A 19,424-nucleotide genomic window follows, 5' to 3' on the forward strand; every position below is an offset into this window, starting at 1 on the left:
GAAAAACCGCCGAAAGGCGGTTTTTTTGTTCAGTAAGATGAAAAACCTGCTTCAAGTTCACGAGCTGTACTTCCGCCTATATTTGGAGAGGGTCGATAAGGGCCATATCCAATTTTCGCTATGATAATTGACATAAACGCTTCCCGGAAGGCCGGAGCCTGTGGGATAGGCAGATCTCCAATCCGAGGTATGCAGCAATTCGATCAAGCACCGAACGCCCCGATCTATAGCTTCGTTAGGCCGATCGTGTGTATCGATCAGCATATCGAGTGCCCATGCGGTTTGAGAAGGGGTGCTGTGTTTCAATGGAACATACTTTCTTTGTATGTCGCTGTAGCAGGATTCACCCCAGCCGCCATCCGCATTCTGGATGGACAGCATCCACCGGACCGATCGTTCTAGGGCTGGATGATGCACCGGGATACCGACGGCAATCAGTCCTGTCACCGCAGCGCTGCTGCCGTGAATGTAGCATATCCCCCAGCGCCCGAACCAGCTGCCGTCCTGCTCCTGCTGACGAATGATCCATTGTGCGGCTTTTTGCACAGGAAGACGGGTGACGCTCTGCCCTGCCTCGTTCCCTAGAAGCAACAGCGTGCGTGCCGTTAAATCAACGGTGGAGCGGTCCAATATAATATCTTCTGCATGGTCAAACGCAAAGAAGTGGGCCATCCGTTCTGTAGATTCCCTTTCAAAAGCCGACCAGCCCCCGTCGTCATTTTGCATGGCAAGCACCCAGCGCAAACCGGTTTCCCATGCTTGTTTATATTGTGGTGATTGGAATGTGTAAGGCTTGATGGCCCTAAGGGCCGCCGTAGTATCGTCCACATCGGGATACAGTGTATTGATATTGGAAAAACCCCAGCCGCCAGGCGGAGTGCCGGGACAGCGCAGCGCCCAATCGCCATACCGGGTTTGCTGACGAGGCAGCAGGTATTCCGCCGCTTTTTGAATAACAGGATGTTGATAGGATAGGCCTGCCTGCTGAAGGGCATTGCTGATCATAGCCGTATCCCAGACCGTTGAAGTGGATACCTGCAAATGGGCTTTATGCTCATTCGTACACAATAAGGTGCTTAAGCTGTGAATGGCTTTGTTTAGTACAGGAGAGCGGTTCTTATACCCTAGCGAATGCAGGGCAAAAATCATCAATATCGTTGCCGTAGAATAGGTCAGCAAAGTGCCGTCGGGCTCCATTCGATCCAGCATGAACTTTTCTGCTTTCTCCAGCGCGGCTTCGTGAAGCGGGGCATGGAGGAACGGAGCCGCTTCCAACAGCCGGTGAATGGCGGCAATCCAGGAGGGGTGGCCGCTGAAGGGCAGCTTTTCTCCTGCATACAGTTCGGACAAATCGGGTGTAGCCTCATTGCGTATGGAGTAGCTGGCGTTAGCCAAGATCATGACGGGGACCAGATGAACTCTCGCATGTCCGGATAAATCGTAGATGTTAAAGATAAACCAGGAAGGCGCCAGCATGAATTCAATAGGAACCTTCAGTTTATCGGGCCAGGGGGATTGTCCTGTGACAGCCAAAAAGACCTGAGTAAGCATCGTTTTTACTTGGGCAAGACCGCCTCGGGCAAGAATAAACTGCTTGGCTTTTTGCAAGCGGGCATCATCGGCAGTGTAATAGCCTGAGTAGACAAGCGCGTAATAGGCTTCGACGGTTGCTTCCAAATCGCCTTCCTGCTGATCGTGAAAAAGCTTCCATGCTCCGTTAGCCTGCTGAGTGCTAACAATTCGTTCCGCCAGCTTGCGAATGAGCGGCTCATGATCCGGAAGCTGCAGCGATCGAATCAGCAGAATCATATAGCAGTCGGTCATAGGACCGGTTTCAAAGCAGAGCCGCCACGAGCCGTCCTGCTGCTGCAGCTGCTGCAATCGGGCAATCATTTCATGAATTTGTGCAATTATGTGTTGGTTCATCGGTTCACCTCGATTCATGTGTCTATCTTCTATTTGTATGCTTCGAGGAGTCTGCTATGCTTGGTGTGAGAGAGCGTTTATCTGGTTTCTATCAACGTTTTATTATAAACTAGGGAAAAAGAGTAAAAGGATTATTACGATTCGGAGGGTATCTATGAAACTATTGCGGGATTCCCAGCTGACGCTGCTTTGGACAGCGCGGATTGATTACTCCAAGGGCAGTCAGGTGGAGACTCATGTTCACTCCGATTATGATCAGCTCCTGGTTGTATTGTCTGGCCACGGGAAAGTAATGATGGGACAGCAAGAATACGATCTGCAGGAAGGACACGCTTATTTATTTATGAAAGGGATTTCACACGCCTTTCGATTTACGGGGCAGAGCGTTACGCTGGATTTCAAGTTTAGATTGGCGGATAAGGAAATGTCCGACTATTTTTCATCCATCAGATCGTTCAGCCCATACGACAGCGCCCAGCTGGCAGAGCTCAAGCAATGGTATAAAATGTCTCTGCTACAAGCCAGAAACCCGGGCCGCTTCCATCCTATCAGCATCGAGGCCGGGTTAAAGGGGACGCTGGTATCGATTTTATCCGGCAAAGGCTCGGTTCAATCGGGTCCCTACACTCAGACCGGGTTCCAGGAATCCAGCGATCCGATCGTTGATTATATGAAAACGCATTTTGCGGGAAAAATTACGCTCGGGCTGCTGTCGAAGCGGTTCGGCTTTAACCCGAATTATTTGATTAAACGATTTTTTGACAAAACCGGCATGACGCCGATCCAATATTTGCAAGAGATCCGCTTGGAGAAAGCGAAGGAATATCTCGAATTTACGGATTTGCCCATATCTGAAGTCGCGGAGAAGGTTGGCTGGACGCAAGCTTATTTTTCCAAAATAGTCAAGAAGCGTATGGGACAATCCCCGTCTCAATACAGGGACTCTCTATTAAATGCGATCGGCAAGGATATTATTTTGGAAGAGAGCTTTTCGAATGTGTGGCGCATCGTACCTTAAGGAAGAACCTGAATAATGGCAACAAACAGATGAAGTTTATCTCTGTTCGCTCCAAAGTCCCATCCGATATAATTTGAAGGGATAGAAGAGAGAAGGGGATGAGAGAAGCTTATGGTTAGAAAAATGTCTGTTCCGCCGATGGAACTGGTAGATTATGAAGGGGAAGGGACTCAGTTATGTGCTGTGGTGGAGGAAGTCGGCAGCATTACGCTGAAAAGAGCGCTGATTCCGGAGCCGGGAGAAGGGGAAGTTCGCGTTAAGGTCAAATGGGTCGGCATCTGCGGCAGTGACGTAGAAGTGTTTCGGGGTGCCCGTGAGCCTGAATTTATATCGTATCCAACAAGACTCGGTCATGAAGTGGCCGGCGTCATCGATAAAGTAGGTCCTAATGTGATCGGACTTAAGGTCGGGGATCCGGTAGCTCTTCGTTATATTTGGGGGGCATTCGCGGAATATGTGTGCTGTACGCCGTTTTCCGTCAAGGTATTGCCCAAAGATCTGCCGTTAATTGAAGGGTCTCTAATAGAGGTGCTGCCGGGAGTTATCCATGCCGCAGAGCTGGGAGAGATCTCTCCTCATAAAAATGTGCTTATCACTGGACAAGGTGTGAGCGGCCTGGTTATGACCCAAGTCGTCAGTCTGTTCAGTCCCCGCAATCTCGTAGTGACGGATTTATTCGACGAGAAGCTGGCGCTGGCTCGCAAATATGGAGCAACCCACACTTACAAAATGCCTTCGGCTGACGCTAATACGATGGATATCGTGGGCAAGGATTTTCCCGATGGCTTCGACGTCGTCATTCCATGCTTGCTGGAGGGCGATGGTATGGTAGACGCCATCAACGCTGCCGCGCAAAATGGCCGTATTGTTATGTACGGCTGCATCGGAACCTGTCACAAGCCGGTCGATTTCTTCAAAATTCATAAGAAGCGCCTGGATATTTTCTCTACGGAACCGAAACGGGATATCGATAACCGGCGGTATTTCGACCAGGGATTACGGCTTGTCCTTGACGGACTGGTAAATACCGAGGAAATGATCACGCATGTCGTCAAGCTGGACCAAGTCGCTGAGGCGTTCAAGCTGAGAAACGAGCATAAGGGCAATACGATTCATGTGATGATCGATTGTGAGATGAAGGCCAATTAAGCATTACCTAAAGGAGCAGATGATAGATGAGCAATCCAATGATTTCCGGCGGCTTGAGGGACACTCATGCATTATTCGATAAAGAGTGGATTCTGCGTCATGCGGAAGCGTCTCTTCAAGCGGCTACGATACATATTACAGACAGCATAGCCAAGATGAGCGAGGGCGGTATCCACGATTTTTACTCTAATGGAGATTACTGGTGGCCGAATCCGGATACGCCAGACGGACTTCCTTACATACGCCGGGATGGCGAGAGCAATCCGAACAATTTTGACAGCCATCGCCTTGGACTAAGAAGCATGAGAACGCATACGGCAAATCTGGCTGCAGCCTATGCTCTGACCGGTAATGAAGCTTTTGCCGAAAAAGCGGTTCAATTCGTAAAGGAGTTTTTTCTGGACGAGGCTACGCTAATGAATCCTCATTTGCTCTACGCGCAGGCCATTCCTGGCATTTGTGCGGGCCGCGGCATCGGCATCATCGATACCTTGCATTTGATCGATATTCCGTTTGCCGTAGAAGCGCTAAAAGGGTCGCAGGCAATGACAGAGGAGATTTACCGGGGGTTAAAGCAGTGGTTCAGCGATTATTTACAATGGATGAGCACGCATCCTAACGGAATTGAAGAAATGAATACGGACAACAACCATTCCGTATGCTGGTTCGTACAGGCATCGGCATTCGCGTGGTTTACCGGAAATGAGGAAATGCTCGCCTTCTGCAGACAGCGGTATAAAGAGAAGCTGCTTCCCGAGCAAATGGCGGAGGACGGCAGCTTCCCGCGCGAATTGGCGAGGACAAAGCCATACGGGTATGCGATATTTGTCCTGGATAATATGGTGACGTTGTGCCATATTTTATCGACGCCCGAGGATAACTTGTGGAGCTTCGAGCTGCAGGATGGCCGCGGTATCCGGAAAGGCTTATCATATTTATTCCCTTATCTGCAGGACAAGAGCCGTTGGCCATATGCTCCGGATGTGGAGCATTTTGAAGGCTGGCCGGCTAAAGTATCCTCCCTGTTATTTGCCGGGCTTGCACTCGGGGAGGAAGACTATATCCAGCTGTGGAAGGAGCTAGACCCGGATCCCACCGATACGGAGGTTCGCCGCAATATCGCGGTTCGCCAGCCGATCTTGTGGTTATGAGGCAAAGGAAATCAACAGGAAGTGTCTGTGTCCAAACAGGCGCTTCCTGTTTTTTTCTCTTGTCCGGGGGCGGGGAAGCTTGGTACTATAGAAATTTCCCCTGTGCAAAGCCCATTTTTTTCAGCAACTGCACCAATAGATAGAGCCATTCATAAACTAACTTTGACTGTATCCCTACACCTTGTAATGATACAAAAACCCGAGCAAGGAGGGGTGACATTTGAAGGGCAGCGACCACAAAAGTAAATTTTTGCTAACCAATCGTGAACGCGAAGTTTTCGAACTGTTAGTGCAGGACAAAACTACCAAGGATATAGCACAACAGCTGTTTATCAGCGAGAAAACGGTGCGTAACCATATCTCTAACGTCATGCAAAAACTGAATGTAAAAGGTCGTTCACAAGCAGTTGTCGAGCTGATCAAGCTTGGGGAGTTAACCATCTGATCAGTCAGGCAATCCCGCTTTGCACAGTCTAGTCCTACTTAGCCTTCTTAAGCGCTTTTCCCTCGGAAGATGCGCGGGGAGGCTCTTTGGTTTGTTTACATATTAGGTGACATTAGTTTTTCGGGCCTTAGAAAAGACGCAGTAGTTTTTTTACTGCTATTTAACCGGTAGTGGTTGTATAGCTCGGTTTTGTATTGAAAATGAAGTACCCTGCAGGGGATTGCGTTCCTGCAGGGCACACTCTCAAGAAGTTTAATTATCAACCTTTGTTAGGGTTAAGGCACAATTTGAATATTGTACGTTTCCACCTGCAGATACTATAAGCATTTGCACAGTATCGCCCTGTGATAATGGAATTTGGATTGTACTTGATTGCTTACTTATCGAAGCTAGACCAGGCTGTACACTTTCTTGGCGTGTAATTTGACCTTCTGGAATTGGGGTATTGTTTATGAGATATCTAACTACGATAGAGCCAGACGGCTGCGATATCGCTGTTGTGAAAGAAAAGGTAATTAAATAATCACCAGAACTCCCCACTTTTAAGGAACTGTTTATAGGGGTAACGCCGCTCGAATTACCAGGAGTATTAAATTGGATTCGTTCACCCGTACCTCCGTCCCCTACCTCATCAGTTAAATATAAAGAACCAAATACTGGTGCAATTCCGGCGCCAGCGGGTCCCGTCGGTCCAGGTTCACCCTGTGGCCCAACAGGACCAGTTGGGCCGGCTGACCCTGGAGGTCCCGGGGGCCCCGTTGGTCCAGTAGGTCCAGTTGGCCCCGTAGGCCCTGTCAGCCCCGTGTGACCAGTCATACCAGTTAAGCCCTGATCCCCCACAAGCATCACTCTCCTTTTATCATCTTGTATTATTTTATGTCTATCAACTTGGACAAGTAATGGATACTTGTCAGGGAGTAAAAGACTAATTGTGAGGGGGCAAATTTGAATATTTATTAGTGATATAACATCAGCGGACTTTTAAAAACTTGATATCGGTTCAGATTATTCGGCCAATGATGTCGCAGATTTTATAAATCGATACGATAACCATGTCATTGGTTTAAATGCAAAATCCATCAACGTCGAAGATCTTAACCCTTGTTGGTGAAATACGACCAACGTGAGATTGGATCCATTGCAGGGTCAGTGACCAGTCGTCGGTGATAACGATAAATTGATGGATATAAGTGTTAAACTGTTAGTGCAGGACAAAACTACCAAGGATATAGCACAACAGCTGTTTATCAGCGAGAAAACGGTGCGTAACCCTATCTCTAACGTAGGTGTGTTGAAAAACAAACAGACCGGATAGTTCTGCTCAGTCTGTTTGTTAATTATCCCTGCAGAAAATTTATCAATCTGCGTAGCTTATGATAGTTTTACTTCATTTCGATAAAGGTGGTCCCTTAAACTAATCACTTTTTCTAAAGAGTTATCAATATATTGAATAAGTTCAGATTTAACATCTTTTATACTTATGCAGAAGCCATCAGCAAATGTAGGATTAGCATAACCCCCATCGGTAATTTCATAATCCCCATATTCACGTTCAATATAACCCCTAGCCACTTCGATTTCATCGATTTCTAGTCTAAGTGTGATGTGGTCAGTCCCACCACGCTCAGGGTATAACGTCCCGTTAGATGAAATTGTAAGTTGTTGGTTTTGACTATCTACTAAAGAAACTATTGTTGCGTTTAACTGGAAACCATCTGAAATAGTATACTCTTTTGATGCATCATGAAGACTTTCTATATAGAACTCAATTGCCGTATCCAATTCGTATGTAAAATCTTCTATGCTTTCATGCGTTAATTGATCAATTATCATATATTTTAAATTAAAAATTTCGTTGGTAATAATACTATGTGTTAAAAAAAACATGAAGAATTTCTTCTAGAGACTCTCTTTTCGCATCTAAATCTTTGTTAGATAACAATCTATTTTTAAGATCATCATAAATATCGATTATTTCATCTGCATAAGAATCCAGCACGGTTGAATATTTCCTCGGAAGATCTAATAATTCTTGGATATCTTCATGTTCATTAATATCTTCGATTATCGAATCCTCATCGGGTAAGGGTTCTAGACCAGCTTCTTCTAGATATATTTCTTCATAAATAGCCCTTGATAAGTTATAATCTTCAAATTCCTCAAATGTAAGTATTTCTAAACGAATACCTTTTGCCTCTGCTCTGTTCTTTGCAGCTTCGGAATACCCATTATTTGTAATGATTATCCCCAAATTTGCACGTATATCCTCAAGGAATCCAATAAATGAGTCAATAACTTTAACATCGATATTTTTTGAGTAATACTTGCACTCTACACCTACGGATGCAGTAAGCTTTAAACTATTGAATTTAAATGGAACTATGTCTAGATATGGTTATGGCAAAGACTTTGACAATGACGAAGGAATTATTGAATTAGACATAAGTAAGCACACAGGGAATGAGATTACGGACGAAAACGGGAAAGACATGCTGTTTGAAATAAAGGCGAATTATTAGTTGAGCAATTTAAATGAAAATATGAAATAATCAATGTGGGTAGAAGCTGAGCAATGGCTGAAGGTCAATGGAATGTATAGACGGTAATACGGATGTAATAGTCACATTTGAGGACGGTTCTAATGGATGGCGAAATTTTTCAGCATACCAAACACATACACTCGCTTTCCGAAAGGAACAAAATTACCGGCGAATGTTTATACGGCAGTCATTGGTGGGCAAGAGAAATGATCCTCATTGATGAATGTAGTCGTGACCGGATAGAAGATGTAATAAAGCAATTAATCGAGAACAAGATTTTGAGCGCATTTTTAGTAAAGTTGACGCTGTAGATGATTGATTCTATTATTGGTTTTTGGTAAATGTGTAATGAATACAGCGAATACAAGGAGAAAGAATATGACCCCATTTACAAGGTCTGTCATTATTGAACCATATCATGACTGCCCATTTTGGATTGAAAGGCAAGTTACTCGGCGAGAGTATGTTGTATTAAGTTCAAATAGTACCGAAGAAGATGTTGAATTATTCCTCACGCTGTTGTTTGGATATAACAATATAGATAGTCGCTTGCCATTGGAGGATGCGTTCAAGGAACTGTTACTGGAAGATGAGGTAGCGATGTCAGGTGGAATCGCTTTTTTCAAGAGCGAGACTGAGTTCATTTTGCCTAGTTGCTGCTGCGGTCTTGAAGGTATAGTTGATGATGTTTATCAATCAGTATTAAATAAAAAAAGTCCATGGCTTGGTCATGACCCGAGTCCAGGAATTACTTATCATGAGAATAACGTAAAAGTTTGGTTAGATGACCCTGGCTCAAATGAAAATATAGATGTATTCAATATTGATTTTACATACGAGGAACTAATTCATAATATTGAAACAAGCTTGATTGATCTTGAGTCATTTATCGATATCCCTTTATACAATTGGGTTCATGCTCGTGATGAAGAGATTGGAGATCAATTCAGGATGAGAATGAAAAGCTGGCTAGGTTTTAAGGGGGCGTAATCATGACCTTTCCCAAAAAAGGCTCAAGAACGATAATTGTGGATGATGAAACCTACAGATGGACGATTTCCCCTAAAAAAGGTTATATCAGATTCGTTGCTGAGCATGCCGTTACAAAAGGACGAACTTTGATTATATATGTTGAGTCTGACATTAACGTTTTTTGGGTCGAATTTCCATACGCAAATGGTCTTAATTTAAGGATCTTCAAACCAAAAGATGCCGCTAGTGTGATTTCAAAAGCAATATGCCTGGGCTGGGACCCAAAGGAACGGGGAAATCCAATTATCTTTAAACTAGCTGATGATAGCCTGGTATTAATGTAATTTTTTGGATATATTTACTAAATATTTAATGTGGGTGGAAGTAATCGATAATGGACAATGGGCATAAACGAAAACTGCGGCTCGAGTACTCTCTCAAGCAGCAAAAGAAAAGGGGAGAACCTGATAACTACGGGGCAATGTTTGAAGAAGGTATCCAATCCCTCAAACAGCACATTGGTTAGCTCAATGTTACAATTAATGAATTCGATGGATAAAGAAACTATAGGCAAACCATGAACCATCCGAATCTGCATTATTGCTGTCTCAACCCGGATAAGAACTCTTCAACCACTTCAACATTCTCGCGGCTAGTATGGAAGATATAAAGCTCACGCTCGGGGTCTTCTTTGTGATAATGTTTGTACCCTTCCCAAGCTTCCTTGGAGTTCATATATTCGTTTACCACAGACATCTCTTCAATGGTACGAAGCCGGTTCTGAGATGTGGCTTTAAGAGCCTCAACCAGCACAAGACGATTCGGATAAATTTTAGTGATTTCGTTCCATTTCATGAGCAATCACCCCTTGTGGTTTTGGATAGAATAAGTATAAGCCCAGAGCAAGAAACATCGATTGTAATTTAAAACACAGCACGAACGTCATGCAAAAACTGAATGTAAAAGGTCGTTCACAAGCAGTTGTCGAGCTGATCAAGCTTGGGGAGTTAACCATCTGACCAGTCAGGCAATCCCGCTTTGCACAGTCTAGTCCTACTTAGCCTTCTTAAGCGCTTTTCCCTCGGAAGATGCGCGGGGAGGCTCTTTGGTTTGTTTATATATGATATTAGTTTTTTAGGGCACAAGAAAAACGCAGTAGTTTTTTTACTGCTATCCAGTAGTAATATAGCTCGGGGACAATAAAACCAAGGCGTAGTTCAAAAAAAGACTTAGTTTCAGGCGATACGCCGATCAGGTCAGATGCTTGCAGTTATCATGTGATCATACAACTTATTGAGTATTGAAGGACATGGGAGGGCTATTTTCGGTTCTTAAGCGACGTAAAGAACGCTGCTGAAAAAAAGAAAACTGTAAGCATCCAGCCTATTGTCGGAGCCCACTGCCAGAGTTCTTTTCCAGCAAGGCTAAATGCTAAACATGCAACACCAAACATGCCAAGCACAGTCGGTTTCATACAAATATCACCCTTAAAATAATTTATATAATTTTTGACGCTTAAAAAGTGAAAAGGTTACAGACGAATGAAAAATCATTGGAATAATGAAGGGCATAAGAAAACCCCCTCGAAAGAGAGGGGGGCTATGCCAATCGTGTGAAAATTAATGAAGCGTTTCTGTAGAATGGGGAACCATCGATATTCGTTGGACAAATACTGATTGATGTACCTGAATTAAACGTGTAAAAAACTGAAGTTCCAGTGCTATAATATAACCTGAACTTGAGGCAGAGGCAGTAAAAGCCGGTTGGTAGAAATTTACACCGTTAAAAGTTGAAATCTGACAGATGTAAAGGAATCTGTGGTAAAGACAACATCTATACTTGCTGTAATGGAATATGCGCCGCTTGCAGAAAGGAATATTGAATTCGTATTCGTACCAGGGAACATGTTAATCGTATATACACTAGACAAGTTGAAATCAATATTCGCACCTGAGACCAATGGAAGATCTAACCCTCAAGCCCGCAATCCCTAAATTAGTCCCGTCGGTCCCGCCGGTCCAACAGGTCCCGGATCTCCTTGAGGTCCCGTAAGCCCCGTATGACCGGTCATGCCAGTTAAGCCCTGATCCCCCACAAGAATCACTCTCCATTTATCATTGTACTGGGAGCGAGCAGAATATAACATCAGCGGACTTTTAAAAACTTGATATCGGTTCAGATTATTCGGCCAACGATTTCGCAGTTTTAATAAATCGATAGGTAACCATGTCATTGGCTTAATTCAAGATCCATAAATGCTGAAATGTAGGACAAAACTTCCAAGGATACAGCACAACAGCTGTTTACAGCGAGAAAAAGATAAGTAACCATATCTCAAATGTCATGCAAATACTGAATGAAAAAGGTCGTTCACAAGCAGTTGTCGAGTAGATTGAGCTCAGGGAGCTACCCATCTGATCGGTGAGGCAATCCTGCTTTGTACAGTCTAGTCCTACTTAGTCTTCTTAAGCGATTTTCCCTGTGAAGACGCATGGGGAGGCTCTTTGGTTTGTTTACTCTTTATGGCGCTGTTAGTTCAGAAGTGCATATCCTACTAAGAATCATAGGTCACACACAGGGTTACTTGGATTGGATATCCTGAAAAGGTACGGCTTTGTTGTGGACTTGGACAAGCTTAAACTTTACAGGTCAGATAACCTCTAAGACGAGTGGATAAGTAAAAAAAGAGGACGCTAGTCCTCCGGTGTACGATCCAGGAAGAGACGGGTGACGGATGTAGAATCACCATGCTTCACTTCCTCCTCACTGGCCTTTTCTTCCAGACTGTCATGAGTATTCATGCCGGGAGCAATATTCGGCTCCTCGTGTTGTTCCTTCATTCTGATTCACCTCGCTTTATGGTTATCATTGGCAAGGAAGGGGCAAGACATACATGACTGCTGAGTATGAAGCACAGCCTCAACGTTAGGGACCGGAGTGAATCGGCATGCAGCTCGAACGCCCATGACAGAGCATACAGATTTAAGCATGTAGATCTATTGTCCTGTAAATCAGCCTACATTATTATAGTAGTGGGACTATTTGCCATAAGTTGTCGAGCGAGGGTCATGTCCTTATATTACATAAATAGGAGTGGGATCATTGAAAAAGCTGATTGTTGTGTCGCTTACAAGCGCGTCTTTGCTGGTTGGCCTGGGGACAGGTGTTTTTGCCGGAAGCAATCTGAAGGAAATTCAGGCATACTTGAACGGGGATTTGAAAGTCCGGGTAAATGGCAACGTAGCCCAGCTCAATGACGAGCAAGGACTTGCTATTGAGCCTATCACGTATAATGGAAGCACGTATTTGCCGGTTCGCGGCGTAGCCAATGCATTGAAGGTGGCGGTTGATTATGACGCTGCCAATAACGAAGTTATTTTGGGCGAGAAGGTTAACGGCACACCATTGAACGCGGAAAAATTCGATGAAGTACGCTACTCCAAGGAACCTGGCCAGACGACGTATAAAGGCAAAAATTATCAGGAAGTATTGTATCAGCACAGCGATAACGAACCGTTGGCTCCTTCACTTTTCGTTACCCCGGATAAAAAATATCAGAAGCTCTATTTGAAGCTGGCTGCTATAGATAAGGATATCACCGAAATCGAGATCAAGGATCTTGATAGCAATGCGCTTTTGAAAAAAGTCGATACGGTATCGGTCAATGACGGACTTAAGGAAATTGAAGCCGACATCGGCGGCGTCAAGACGGTTGTTATTAGCTTCCACCTCAAATCGGGCGGCGGCTACATGGTACCATTGATAGATTCGTATTACAAATAATAAGCTTGAATCGTCTCATGCTTCTTCCGTCCTCTAAGCTGATCCTGGAAAACAGGAAGCGCCCGGAGGACTTTTTCGTTTGCTGCGTAATTGTGCACAATAGGGTAAAATGACTGTAAGTAACAGTGAGGAGTGGACGACATGCCTGTCATCGAAATGTCTTTATTCATTCAGGCTCCGATTCAACGCTGCTTTGACCTGTCCAGAAGCATCGACATCCATATGGAGTCAACGTCCAGGACGCAGGAAAGAGCGATAGCAGGCAGGACAAGCGGGCTGATTGAGCTGAATGAAACCGTCACGTGGGAAGCTGTTCACCTTGGAGTGAGACAAAGGCTGTCAGTACGCATCACGGAAATGGAGGCGCCGCATCGCTTCGTCGATGAGATGGTGAGCGGGGCGTTTCAGCGGTTTACTCATGTCCATGAATTTATTCCTCATGAGAATGGAATCTTAATGAAGGACCGGTTTGATTATACTTCGCCTTTAGGCCCACTCGGCCGATTAGCTGACAGGTTATTTCTTAAAAGCTACATGACCCGCTTTCTCCGCGAGCGCAATGAATATATCAAAGCAGTCGCCGAACGGCAAGAATGAGGCTTGGAATCTCCAGTCATAGCTTATTCAAACTGTCTGGTTTCATTTTGTAGGGGTACTGCAACCCATCGTATCCATTCACTGAAAAAGACCTTCACTATCGTATTTTCTAATAAAAGAAAAGCGATGGTGAAGGTCTTTTTTGATGCATATAATCAAAATGTATCACTAAAATAAAAATGATTAATTTTACTTATTTTAGCTTCGGGAATACAATAGTTCCAAGATGATCCGAAAGGTTGTGATTAAATGAAGCATCAACCCGATTACTTTCGTGAGCAGTTTCCGTATTCAGCCCCGCCGCGCGTACTGTTTGACGGTGTGGAGGTTCCGACAGCCATGCCGGAGGATATTTTTATCACGGACACGACATTCAGGGACGGGCAGCAGGCGAGACCTCCTTATACTGTGGAGCAGATTGTCACCCTATTTGACTATTTACACCGCTTGTCAGGAGATAAGGGTGTGATAAGACAGTCCGAGTTTTTCTTGTACAGCGAGAAGGATCGTGAAGCGGCGTACCGATGTATGGAAAAGGGGTACCGGTTTCCGGAGGTGACGGCCTGGATTCGTGCGGTGAAAAAGGATTTTGCGCTCGTCAAAGACATGGGAATTAAGGAGACCGGCATTTTAACCTCGATTTCCGACTACCATATTTATTTGAAGCTGGGGCTCGATCGGGAAAAAGCCATGATGCAGTATCTGGATATTGTAGAAGCGGCTCTGACTGCGGGGATTCGCCCGCGTTGTCATTTGGAGGATGTAACGCGAGCCGATGTGTACGGGTTTGTAGTCCCGTTCGTTCAGCGTTTGACTGAGCTGTCCGAGCAGAGCGGGATTCCGGTTAAGGTGCGTCTATGCGATACGATGGGGTATGGAGTTTCCTATCCCGGGGCCATTCTGCCAAGAAGCGTTCCGCGACTGGTCCACGCTTTGAGGGAAGAGACGGGCATTCGCAGTGAGCAGCTGGAATGGCACGGACATAACGACTTCTACAAAGTGATGACCAATGCGGCCACCGCTTGGCTCTATGGGGTAGGAGGCATCAACGGCACGCTGCTCGGATTTGGCGAAAGGACAGGGAACACTCCGATTGAAGGTCTCTTGTTTGAATATATGGGATTGACCGGCGATATGTCCGTAGATACGACGGTCATCACGGAAATCGCGGACTACTTTGAACGGGAGCTTGGCTATCATATTCCTCCAATGACACCTTTTGTCGGGAAGCAGTTTAATGTCACCGCAGCGGGTATTCATGCCGACGGAGTGATCAAGAATGAGGAAATCTATAACATCTTTGACACCGGCAAGCTCTTGAATCGGCCTCTAGGGGTGCAGGTGACGGATAAGGCCGGGGCAGCCGGCGTCGCGTTCTGGGTTAATAAACAGTTAGGTCTTAAGGGCGAGAATCGTTTGGACAAAAAACATCCCTCCATACAGGCAATGACGGCTTGGGTGGCGGACCAGTACAAGGACGGCCGTACCACCAGCTTGTCGGATATGGAGCTCCTTGGGGCGGCGAAGCATTTTTTGGCGGACTTGTTCTAACAGCGGCTCCAATTGATGTATGAAGATATTGTAAATCTTCTATTGATGTTAGCTCCGCTTTGGCATATAGTGATCGTAAGAAAATGATTGTAGAGATGAGAAGACCGCAGGAAAGGTCGTGACCGTGAAGTGGATAATGCACTTTTGGATTCGGTGGTTTTGCCGGACGGTATCCTCGATTCCAGCAGGCTGAGCAGCAGAGAAACGTTGTATATCGGGCGAAACGGCAAAGCGGTAGAGCGGTTTGCTGTCGATCCGGATGACTCGCACAGCTACATCTTCAAACCGTTGACCAACCTGGACACGATAGGACGTGAAGCATGGGTTTACCGGAACCTTCTTCCCCGAATTCCTGTTCGCTATCCAAAGCTTCTCGCACAGGCGCAGCACACGGATGCAGAGAGGTATTGGGCAATTTACGAAGATTTAGGCAAGCTGGAGCATCGGTTTGACAGAGAAACCTTGATAAAAGCAGCCGAAGCGATTCCATTCTGGCATCGGCTTCCCGTCGAATCCGTTCCGGAGGAGTTTACCGGACATACTCCGCTAGTCGATCAAATTATGCGAGAAATTCAGGATAAGCTCCCTGTGGTGAGAACGATCCTGGAACGGCTGGCCTTTCCCGCTGATCTCACGGAGAAAGCACAATGGGTTGTTGGACAAATGGACGATAGGTTATTTTCCAAGCAGACAGTTTCCCACGGGGATTACCATCCGTTGAATTTGTCACTGCTTGAAGATCAGATTACGATTCTGGACTGGGAGTACGTTCACCGGAATTCGATCTACTGGGATCTGTATAATTTGTTAGACATTACAAGTCCCAGCTACAGAAGGCCTGTCGTTACCGCAGCAGTAAGGAATGAGGTGCTTCAAGCCTATTATGCGCGAACAGAGCAGCTTGGCCAGGACGGCGGCTTCCGTACACTTCAGCAGCATTACTATCGCTACGCGCTTCTCTATTCCTTGTGGATTTTGACACTCATTGAGAAGGATCTGAAGTCCGGTGTGCTGAACCCCGAGGCGTTGTTGGAGCAGCAAGAGGAGACTCGAGCCATTGCAATGGATTTATTGCTTGAGCAAATAGAGATGAATAATCAGCCCCGCTGACATAGGGAAGAAGACCAAGGAACCGAGACGAAGCCTCGGTTTCTTGACATAAATTTTAGAGCTCCTCGCAGCAATGCGCTTCGAAGCCAAGGCATCATTACCCTGAAATTTCTCTGGTACCCCATGTCATTCCCTGTTATGCCGCTTCACCGCCATGGATGGGCATTGAACGGTTTATCCATAAAAAATTTATGGCCAAATTCATGAAAGCGGTAACATTTCAATAGCTTTTGATGTATACTTGAATTAAAAGCGATCAAAGGAGAAATGTCGACTATGGGAGTAGAACCGATGAATCCTTCTGAATTGTATGCCGTAAAACGCTGCTGTCGCTGTGGAATGGAACTTGAGGAGCAAGCCGATTGCTATAAAAGCACCTGTGACGAGTGCGAAGGAAACACTTTCTACCCCTTATCTCCGCTTCAGCCCAAGGGTAAGCTCATGAATTATATGCAAGGAACCAATCTAATCGATGCTTATTGGCACTAACCAACGTTCCCCCGCGGGGCTCTCAACAGAAGCTGCTTGCGGGTTTTTTACTGCCATAGAATGTTTCCATTTCAGGTTTAGCACATAGTACACGAAACCGCTTCGAAGCGAATGCACCACTTTGCGAGGTGATCTCATTGTGCCGTATAAATGCCTACCTGCTTTGGATCCTTCCATACCCCTCCGTACTGCTTCAATCTTTGATCCGCCTCTACTTCGAGCCATGCGAGCAACTCAGCGTACAGCTTATCATCGCTCGGAATTAGCATGTAGCTGAACATCGAAGAAATGTAGCGAACGACCGGAGCGCTTTCGTGAAAGACGAGAGCATTCGTAAGGAGCACTTCATTGACCTGTGAAAATTCGCCTCCCAATATGGACTTTGCGTTCTCCACACTGAATGTACCGACGGGAGAGGTCATAGGGGGATAACCGAATGCCTGCAGCATATCATTGTACAAGCTTTTGATCAGAGGCTGTGACTCGCTGGAATTCGTTATCGCCAATACATGACCCTCAGGTGCCAGAACCCTCCTGAATTCACGCAGCGCTTGCGGAATGTCCGGTACATGATAGAGCATATGTCTAGCTGCAACCCGTTGAAAGGTACCATCCTGAAAAGGCAGCTCTCTGACATCTCCGATCACTCCTTCGATGCCTTCCGATTTCGTCTGTTCAATCATACCGGCGGATTGATCCAGTCCGACCAGGCGGCCCTGATGCCCCGCATGGAACAAATGCTTCAAAAAGCTGCCGGTCCCGCATCCTGCGTCCAAGACGGCTTCTTCCCCTGTCAGCTTCATTAAGGCGACGGCTTCCTTGTCTAAATTGATTTTACGATCCGTATACAGAGCATGAGTCTGAATGCGGATGGATAATGGTTCAGCATGGTCATATTGGCGAGTGATCTGCTTTGATGGTTCCATATCAATCTGCCTCCTTTTATATTCATCCTAATGTAAAAAAATAGGAGGAGGAATGGAGTTTTATTTCCCTTTTATGGATTTTTATGTGATTTTTGCTGAAAAAAATTAAAATTGCCTCAAAAGTCTGTTGAAAATAGGTCTGGGGGCGTTTACATTTAGATTAGGTTATATTTGACATGGTTCGACAATGGCCTTGGCCGGGTTCTAACCAGCGGGACAGAGGATAGATAAAAGAACGTCGGGTTTGGAGAGAGTACAGATCATGGTGAAGAAAGCGACTACAACCGCAATCGTTGGTATGCTTGGCTTAGCGGGTGCGCTAACCAGCTGCAGCGGGATAAATGAAGATGCTTCCACGTGGACATATGATGCGGGACAACCGCTTTCAATGCTTATGGTGTGGTATGGGGACGATGTATTGTCGCCGATGAAGCAGCGGCTGCTGCAGGAAAAAGTGATAGAGAAATTCAATGTAGACTTGAAGATACAAATTGTAGATAAGGATGAATACGAAAGCAGGCTTAATGCTGCTTGGATGAGGGGAGACAGCCCGGATATCGTCTGGATGAACAATACGATGATTCGTGAGGCGGCGGGCAGCGGAGCATTGCTTCCTCTCGATGATCTGGTCAAAAGCTCGCCCGTATGGAGCAGGATGCCTAAGGAATATTTCGCCGATTCCCGTTACTTTGGCAAAATCTATTCCCTGCCGCAAAACATTCAAGCTCCGGAATCGATTCATTACCGAGCGGATTGGGCCAAGGCGTTGAATATAGCTCCACCCACCAATCCGGAGGAGCTGTACAGGATGCTGTACGCATTCGCCAAGAACGATCCGGATGGGGACGGAAAAGCAAATACGACGGGGTTCACCATGGAAGGAAACTTAAGCCGTACCGGGGCTATCTGGAGGATGTTCGTTCCTGCGGCCCCCCGCAAGCTGGCCTTGTATCTGGATAATCAGGACGATACAATCAAATCCGCTTACTTGGTTTCTGCGGACATGAAGAAAGCGCTGGAGTGGCTGCGTAGAGGCTATGCCGAAGGCGTTTTGGATAAAGAGTGGGTATTGGAGAAGCAGAAGACTGCGGAGGAAAAGTTTATTACCGGAAAGACGGGAGTCTGGGTCATGGGTGCAGACATGATCACCCCGCGTTATGACAAAATGAAGGCCAATTTCCCCAATGTCCATGTCACGTCCATCCCGCCGATGAAAGGTCCTTATGGCGCGAATTACGCTGTACGTGCCGGATATTCAAGTAATTATGTGATTATGTCCAAGACACCAAATCCGGTCAAGGCCAAACAGGTGCTGGATTACTTGCTCGGTCCGGAAGGAACATTGGAAACCAGAGTCGGCTTTGAAGGCAGTACTTATGCTATCGAGAATGGGGAACTGCAATGGCTGATGAAAGGGGAAGATAAATATTACGACCCCGGCTCTGTCCTAAACAGCGTCCATCGACTGAAGCTGCCTGTGCCTAATCCGATGCTGGAGCAAAACTTGAGGGCAGTAGAAGGCTTCAAGATGGAGATGAACGCGAACAGCTTGTACATCCCCAAAAGCGAGCGGGCAACCCAAAAGGCGGGAGAATTTGAGCGACTTGCTCTGGACTACATAAGCAAAATCATTATTGGCCAATATCCGGTAGACCGGTATGACGATTTCGTCGCCGAAGCGAAGAAGATGGGATTGGAATCGATCTTGAAGGAAATCAATGAGATTTATAAAAAAGAGAAGAAATGGGCGGAAGAAAATAAGTAAAA

At 45.8% G+C, this 19,424-nt stretch carries 20 protein-coding genes and 2 pseudogenes; 15 read left to right on the forward strand and 7 right to left on the reverse strand.

What is annotated here, in order from left to right; genetic code table 11:
- Positions 1-57: 57 nt before the first annotated feature.
- A complete protein-coding gene (shc, locus tag ABEA66_RS09845) occupies positions 58-1,926 on the reverse strand; it encodes a squalene--hopene cyclase (RefSeq protein WP_345587431.1) in 1,869 nt (622 codons plus the stop codon).
- 154 nt (positions 1,927-2,080) lie between these two features.
- On the opposite strand from shc, the gene ABEA66_RS09850 reads away from it, so the two are divergent.
- From ABEA66_RS09850 to ABEA66_RS09870, 5 genes are all read left to right on the forward strand, one after another.
- On the forward strand, positions 2,081-2,944 hold the full coding sequence (locus ABEA66_RS09850) for an AraC family transcriptional regulator (RefSeq protein ID WP_345587432.1): 864 nt from the start codon (positions 2,081-2,083) through the stop codon (positions 2,942-2,944).
- 111 nt (positions 2,945-3,055) lie between these two features.
- Positions 3,056-4,093 (forward strand): zinc-dependent alcohol dehydrogenase, encoded by a 1,038-nt coding sequence (locus ABEA66_RS09855; RefSeq protein ID WP_345587433.1) that lies wholly within the window; start codon positions 3,056-3,058, stop codon positions 4,091-4,093.
- 26 nt (positions 4,094-4,119) lie between these two features.
- Positions 4,120-5,244: an alginate lyase family protein gene (locus ABEA66_RS09860; RefSeq protein WP_345587434.1), complete on the forward strand. Its 1,125-nt coding sequence runs from the start codon at positions 4,120-4,122 to the stop codon at positions 5,242-5,244.
- A gap of 220 nt (positions 5,245-5,464) precedes the next feature.
- The gene (locus ABEA66_RS09865) at positions 5,465-5,689 is read left to right on the forward strand and encodes a helix-turn-helix domain-containing protein (protein ID WP_028547616.1); all 225 of its coding nucleotides are present in this window, start codon (positions 5,465-5,467) and stop codon (positions 5,687-5,689) included.
- A 1,180-nt stretch (positions 5,690-6,869) separates the two neighbouring features.
- The gene (locus tag ABEA66_RS09870; RefSeq protein WP_345587460.1) at positions 6,870-7,004 is read left to right on the forward strand and encodes a LuxR C-terminal-related transcriptional regulator; all 135 of its coding nucleotides are present in this window, start codon (positions 6,870-6,872) and stop codon (positions 7,002-7,004) included.
- Between the two features lie 56 nt (positions 7,005-7,060).
- On the opposite strand, the gene ABEA66_RS09875 is transcribed toward ABEA66_RS09870, so the two are convergent.
- Together ABEA66_RS09875 and ABEA66_RS09880 are read right to left on the reverse strand one after the other, a co-directional pair.
- The gene (locus tag ABEA66_RS09875) at positions 7,061-7,576 is read right to left on the reverse strand and encodes a hypothetical protein (RefSeq protein WP_345587435.1); all 516 of its coding nucleotides are present in this window, start codon (positions 7,574-7,576) and stop codon (positions 7,061-7,063) included.
- Complete coding sequence (locus ABEA66_RS09880) at positions 7,557-8,072, reverse strand: restriction endonuclease (protein ID WP_345587461.1); 516 nt, start codon at positions 8,070-8,072, stop codon at positions 7,557-7,559. The genes ABEA66_RS09875 and ABEA66_RS09880 overlap by 20 nt, the downstream gene beginning before the upstream one ends.
- A gap of 535 nt (positions 8,073-8,607) precedes the next feature.
- Here ABEA66_RS09880 and ABEA66_RS09885 point away from each other — a divergent pair.
- Together ABEA66_RS09885 and ABEA66_RS09890 are read left to right on the forward strand one after the other, a co-directional pair.
- Positions 8,608-9,219 (forward strand): hypothetical protein, encoded by a 612-nt coding sequence (locus ABEA66_RS09885; protein ID WP_345587436.1) that lies wholly within the window; start codon positions 8,608-8,610, stop codon positions 9,217-9,219.
- A 2-nt stretch (positions 9,220-9,221) separates the two neighbouring features.
- Complete coding sequence (locus tag ABEA66_RS09890; protein WP_345587437.1) at positions 9,222-9,545, forward strand: hypothetical protein; 324 nt, start codon at positions 9,222-9,224, stop codon at positions 9,543-9,545.
- 253 nt (positions 9,546-9,798) lie between these two features.
- On the opposite strand, the gene ABEA66_RS09895 is transcribed toward ABEA66_RS09890, so the two are convergent.
- Positions 9,799-10,056: a hypothetical protein gene (locus tag ABEA66_RS09895; RefSeq protein WP_345587438.1), complete on the reverse strand. Its 258-nt coding sequence runs from the start codon at positions 10,054-10,056 to the stop codon at positions 9,799-9,801.
- A 74-nt stretch (positions 10,057-10,130) separates the two neighbouring features.
- Between ABEA66_RS09895 and ABEA66_RS09900 the strand changes: the two are divergent.
- A pseudogene (locus ABEA66_RS09900) lies at positions 10,131-10,220 on the forward strand (helix-turn-helix domain-containing protein); the annotation flags it as partial.
- Between the two features lie 299 nt (positions 10,221-10,519).
- On the opposite strand, the gene ABEA66_RS09905 reads toward ABEA66_RS09900, so the two are convergent.
- The gene (locus ABEA66_RS09905; RefSeq protein ID WP_179135959.1) at positions 10,520-10,675 is read right to left on the reverse strand and encodes a hypothetical protein; all 156 of its coding nucleotides are present in this window, start codon (positions 10,673-10,675) and stop codon (positions 10,520-10,522) included.
- A gap of 795 nt (positions 10,676-11,470) precedes the next feature.
- Between ABEA66_RS09905 and ABEA66_RS09910 the strand changes: the two are divergent.
- Positions 11,471-11,592: pseudogene (locus ABEA66_RS09910) on the forward strand (LuxR C-terminal-related transcriptional regulator); the annotation flags it as partial.
- Between the two features lie 302 nt (positions 11,593-11,894).
- Here the strand turns inward: ABEA66_RS09910 and ABEA66_RS09915 are convergent.
- Complete coding sequence (locus ABEA66_RS09915; protein ID WP_179135960.1) at positions 11,895-12,041, reverse strand: hypothetical protein; 147 nt, start codon at positions 12,039-12,041, stop codon at positions 11,895-11,897.
- Between the two features lie 253 nt (positions 12,042-12,294).
- Between ABEA66_RS09915 and ABEA66_RS09920 the strand changes: the two genes are divergently transcribed.
- The 5 genes from ABEA66_RS09920 (at position 12,295) to yhfH (ending at position 16,731) form a co-directional block, all read left to right on the forward strand.
- Positions 12,295-12,984, forward strand: a complete 690-nt coding sequence (locus tag ABEA66_RS09920; RefSeq protein WP_377741196.1) for a stalk domain-containing protein — start codon at positions 12,295-12,297, stop codon at positions 12,982-12,984.
- A 141-nt stretch (positions 12,985-13,125) separates the two neighbouring features.
- Positions 13,126-13,581 (forward strand): SRPBCC family protein, encoded by a 456-nt coding sequence (locus tag ABEA66_RS09925; RefSeq protein WP_079909971.1) that lies wholly within the window; start codon positions 13,126-13,128, stop codon positions 13,579-13,581.
- Between the two features lie 249 nt (positions 13,582-13,830).
- Positions 13,831-15,132 carry a beta/alpha barrel domain-containing protein gene (locus ABEA66_RS09930; protein ID WP_079909972.1) on the forward strand — a complete coding sequence of 434 codons (1,302 nt, stop codon included), beginning with the start codon at positions 13,831-13,833 and terminating at the stop codon, positions 15,130-15,132.
- Positions 15,133-15,285: 153 nt separating this feature from the next.
- A complete protein-coding gene (locus tag ABEA66_RS09935; protein ID WP_345587462.1) occupies positions 15,286-16,242 on the forward strand; it encodes a phosphotransferase in 957 nt (318 codons plus the stop codon).
- Between the two features lie 291 nt (positions 16,243-16,533).
- Positions 16,534-16,731, forward strand: coding sequence for a protein YhfH (gene yhfH, locus ABEA66_RS09940; protein WP_306293520.1), 198 nt, complete (start codon positions 16,534-16,536; stop codon positions 16,729-16,731).
- Between the two features lie 134 nt (positions 16,732-16,865).
- On the opposite strand, the gene ABEA66_RS09945 is transcribed toward yhfH, so the two are convergent.
- Entirely contained in the window at positions 16,866-17,657 is a 792-nt protein-coding gene (locus ABEA66_RS09945; protein ID WP_345587440.1) for a class I SAM-dependent methyltransferase, read from the reverse strand.
- A 262-nt stretch (positions 17,658-17,919) separates the two neighbouring features.
- On the opposite strand from ABEA66_RS09945, the gene ABEA66_RS09950 reads away from it, so the two are divergent.
- Positions 17,920-19,422 (forward strand): extracellular solute-binding protein, encoded by a 1,503-nt coding sequence (locus tag ABEA66_RS09950; RefSeq protein WP_079909976.1) that lies wholly within the window; start codon positions 17,920-17,922, stop codon positions 19,420-19,422.
- Positions 19,423-19,424: the final 2 nt, after the last annotated feature.

This window comes from Paenibacillus vulneris (assembly GCF_039543185.1).
Lineage (GTDB): Bacteria > Bacillota > Bacilli > Paenibacillales > NBRC-103111 > Paenibacillus_S > Paenibacillus_S vulneris.

Excerpts from the sequence above, each read along its gene's own strand:
- shc (WP_345587431.1), bottom strand. The coding sequence starts at position 1,926 with ATGAACCAACACATAATTGCACAAATTCATGAAATGATTGCCCGATTG.
- ABEA66_RS09850 (WP_345587432.1), top strand. The coding sequence starts at position 2,081 with ATGAAACTATTGCGGGATTCCCAGCTGACGCTGCTTTGGACAGCGCGG.
- ABEA66_RS09855 (WP_345587433.1), top strand. The coding sequence starts at position 3,056 with ATGGTTAGAAAAATGTCTGTTCCGCCGATGGAACTGGTAGATTATGAA.
- ABEA66_RS09860 (WP_345587434.1), top strand. The coding sequence starts at position 4,120 with ATGAGCAATCCAATGATTTCCGGCGGCTTGAGGGACACTCATGCATTA.
- ABEA66_RS09870 (WP_345587460.1), top strand. The coding sequence starts at position 6,870 with ATGGATATAAGTGTTAAACTGTTAGTGCAGGACAAAACTACCAAGGAT.
- ABEA66_RS09875 (WP_345587435.1), bottom strand. The coding sequence starts at position 7,576 with ATGTTTTTTTTAACACATAGTATTATTACCAACGAAATTTTTAATTTA.
- ABEA66_RS09885 (WP_345587436.1), top strand. The coding sequence starts at position 8,608 with ATGACCCCATTTACAAGGTCTGTCATTATTGAACCATATCATGACTGC.
- ABEA66_RS09890 (WP_345587437.1), top strand. The coding sequence starts at position 9,222 with ATGACCTTTCCCAAAAAAGGCTCAAGAACGATAATTGTGGATGATGAA.
- ABEA66_RS09895 (WP_345587438.1), bottom strand. The coding sequence starts at position 10,056 with ATGAAATGGAACGAAATCACTAAAATTTATCCGAATCGTCTTGTGCTG.
- ABEA66_RS09905 (WP_179135959.1), bottom strand. The coding sequence starts at position 10,675 with ATGAAACCGACTGTGCTTGGCATGTTTGGTGTTGCATGTTTAGCATTT.
- ABEA66_RS09915 (WP_179135960.1), bottom strand. The coding sequence starts at position 12,041 with ATGAAGGAACAACACGAGGAGCCGAATATTGCTCCCGGCATGAATACT.
- ABEA66_RS09925 (WP_079909971.1), top strand. The coding sequence starts at position 13,126 with ATGCCTGTCATCGAAATGTCTTTATTCATTCAGGCTCCGATTCAACGC.
- ABEA66_RS09930 (WP_079909972.1), top strand. The coding sequence starts at position 13,831 with ATGAAGCATCAACCCGATTACTTTCGTGAGCAGTTTCCGTATTCAGCC.
- yhfH (WP_306293520.1), top strand. The coding sequence starts at position 16,534 with ATGAATCCTTCTGAATTGTATGCCGTAAAACGCTGCTGTCGCTGTGGA.
- ABEA66_RS09945 (WP_345587440.1), bottom strand. The coding sequence starts at position 17,657 with ATGGAACCATCAAAGCAGATCACTCGCCAATATGACCATGCTGAACCA.
- ABEA66_RS09950 (WP_079909976.1), top strand. The coding sequence starts at position 17,920 with ATGGTGAAGAAAGCGACTACAACCGCAATCGTTGGTATGCTTGGCTTA.